Below are 592 nucleotides of genomic sequence, written 5' to 3' on the forward strand. Positions count from 1 at the left end.
CTGCTCGAACGAACGCCTCAACGACCTCTACAAAGGCAAGCCGGAAGGCGACGCCATGCTCAAGGCGTTTTCCCGCTTTGATGGCAAGGACCCGGTGGCACAGATACTGCTGGCACCGGTCAGCGCGGCACGAATGAACCTGGACCTGCACGCCTTCCCCGTCGCACTGGCCGCCCCTCAGCGCACCAGACAACCCGGTTACGAGCGCTTGCTGGATCACCCGGCGCTTTATCTGTGCGACCTGTCGGGCCAGTATCCGGTCACTGCGCTGGAACAGGCGAAGGCCTTCCTTGCCCAGGCAGATGAAGGAACGGCTCCGCCGAACACCCTGGCGCTTGAACTGACGGCCGTGTCCGACGCGCTGCTCATCACCTTACCATCAGACACCGAACAGGAAACGCAGAACCCCACCGATACGACCGCGTTGTGGAACGCCCAGCCCAGTGTCGTTGATGTGTTGAGCAAGGCCCGGCAGCGGCAGGTGTACGGCGTTCTGCTGGACGATGCCTGCTATCGCATCCGTCACCTGCGTCAACGTCTCGAAACCCACCAGCAACTGCTGGGCCTGTGCGCCCGTCTTGCGATTCAACAC

The 592-nt window shown here is 62.5% G+C and carries 1 pseudogene; it reads left to right on the forward strand.

Features of this window, described 5'->3' with window-relative positions:
- Positions 1-592 (forward strand): annotated as a pseudogene (locus KDX37_RS29335) (hypothetical protein); the annotation flags it as partial.

The organism is Pseudomonas californiensis, assembly GCF_021147775.1.
Lineage (GTDB): Bacteria > Pseudomonadota > Gammaproteobacteria > Pseudomonadales > Pseudomonadaceae > Aquipseudomonas > Aquipseudomonas californiensis.